At 57.8% G+C, this 2,024-nt stretch carries 1 protein-coding gene and 1 tRNA gene; one reads left to right on the top strand and one right to left on the bottom strand.

Features of this window, described 5'->3' with window-relative positions; all coding sequences use genetic code 11:
• Positions 1-1,230: Orn/Lys/Arg decarboxylase N-terminal domain-containing protein (locus tag FUU19_RS16710; protein ID WP_304622320.1), on the bottom strand; the 1,230-nt coding region annotated here is incomplete at its 3' end.
• A gap of 705 nt (positions 1,231-1,935) precedes the next feature.
• Here FUU19_RS16710 and FUU19_RS16705 point away from each other — a divergent pair.
• A tRNA-Phe gene (locus FUU19_RS16705) sits at positions 1,936-2,011 on the top strand.
• The last annotated feature ends 13 nt before the right edge of the window (positions 2,012-2,024 follow it).

Genomic DNA, 2,024 nt, shown 5'->3' with positions numbered 1-2,024 from the left:
GGCGTTGACGTCCAGCGCGGCGAACAGCGGGTAGAACGGGCTGGTCGACGCATGCAGCATGAACGCATTGTTCAGGTGTTTATGGTTGCAGTGACGCTTCTGCCCTTTGATATGGTCGTCTTTCTTATGGATCTGCGACGTCTGCGAGAACCCCGCCTGCTGTTTATGCACCGACTGGGTGACGAAAATGCCCGGATCGTGTTCGTCCAGCTCCAGCAGCAGCGGCGAACACTCTTTCAGCATCGGGATAAAGCCTTCGTAGCCCACCCAGGCGGAGTCGAACAGGATGTAGTCGCACAGATGACCGATGGTGTCGATCACCTGGCGAGCGTTGTAAATCGTGCCGTCGTAGGTACCGAGCTGAATGATCGCCAGCCGGAACGGCCGCGCCACCGCCGCCTTCTCCGGTGCCACTTCGCGGATCTGCTCACGCAGGAAGCGCTCGTCGAAGCAGTGCGCGTCGATACCACCGATAAAACCGAACGGGTTGCGGGCGGTTTCCAGATAGACCGGCGTAGCGCCGGCTTGGATCAGCGCCCCATGGTGGTTGGATTTATGGTTGTTGCGATCGAACAGCACCAGGTCGCCACGGGTCAGCAGCGCGTTGGTCACCACCTTGTTGGCCGCCGAGGTGCCGTTGAGCACGAAGTAGGTTTTATCGGCGTTGAACACTCGCGCCGCGTGCTTTTGCGCATCCTTGGCCGATCCTTCGTGGATCAGCAGATCGCCCAGCTTGACGTCGGCGTTGCACATATCGGAACGGAACAGGGTTTCACCGTAGAAATCGAAGAACTGCCGGCCGGCCGGGTGTTTGCGGAAGAACTCGCCGCCCTGATGCCCCGGGCACGCAAAGGTCGAATTTTCCATCTCGACGTAGGTCTTCAGCGTTTTGAAGAACGGCGGCAGCAGCGCCTGCTCGTAGGCGTCGGCGGCGGCCTCCAGCTGCGCCATGTAGAACGGCTTGCTGGCGCCGGCCAACAGCGCGAAAACCCCGCTGACAAACGGCAGATAGTCCGGCGAGAGATGCTCGTCCCCTTCCACCGCCACGAAGGTCGGAATGTCGAATCCTGTCGTCTGCAAGCGCGCCAGAATACCGGCGTTCACGTCGGCGACCGACACCACCACCGCCGCCACGTCGGTGTAGTCCGTTTGCTCTACGCGCACGATCTGGCGCAGCGTCTCAATGGTGGCGACCAGGCTGGCGCTGGTCGCGATTTTCAATTCTTTCATCATGCTGACTCTCAAACGGTGAAGGATGAGGGTGTGCCACCGGCACGGTAATGAGATAACGCGGTTATCCCGGTAAAAGCGATACCCGGGCACGGCAGCATAAGCGGCGTGCGTGACCGGCTCATGATCGGGGATCATCAGGCGGCTATCGGGGGAACTGATCTTGGCAGCGTCCGACAGGCATCAGTAAAATCAGGGCCGCAGCGCTGGCTTTACGCATGCCTAACAGCGAGCATCAGGCGGCCTTACCGCATGGCCGGCAGGCGTATTCGGGCGGAGGACGTGCGGAGGAGACAACGGCGGAACGGTGGCGGCGTCAGATGTCTGGTGCGCAGCAGCGCTTGAGCAACAAAACCAGTCATGCCAATAACCCTCTGGCTTATAAGAAGCGGGAACACCGTCAGGGAACGGAGAGTGCTAAAATTTGCGCAATGATTGCATGATTCTTTGCGGGGTTCAAGCAAGAATCGCCTTGGTTTAATGCGCATTGACTTAGCAATAACACATTGTTATTTAATTAAAAAACCATAAAAACCCATCCAGATAACGGTATAAATACACGTTTTACATGCATATTTATTGAGTAACGATATCCTCCCATCCCCCGCTCCGCCGGGTTCGCTGCCTGAAAATAGAGCAACCGATCGGCTTTGTGACAGAAAGCGATTGACGCCATCCGGCCAATACGGTTTAATGCGCCCCGTTGCCCGGATAGCTCAGTCGGTAGAGCAGGGGATTGAAAATCCCCGTGTCCTTGGTTCGATTCCGAGTCCGGGCACCATATTTAGAGAACC

This window comes from Serratia montpellierensis (genome assembly GCF_020858655.1).
In the GTDB taxonomy this organism is placed as follows: Bacteria; Pseudomonadota; Gammaproteobacteria; order Enterobacterales; family Enterobacteriaceae; genus Serratia; species Serratia montpellierensis.
This window is presented reverse-complemented; position numbering and strand designations above follow the sequence as displayed.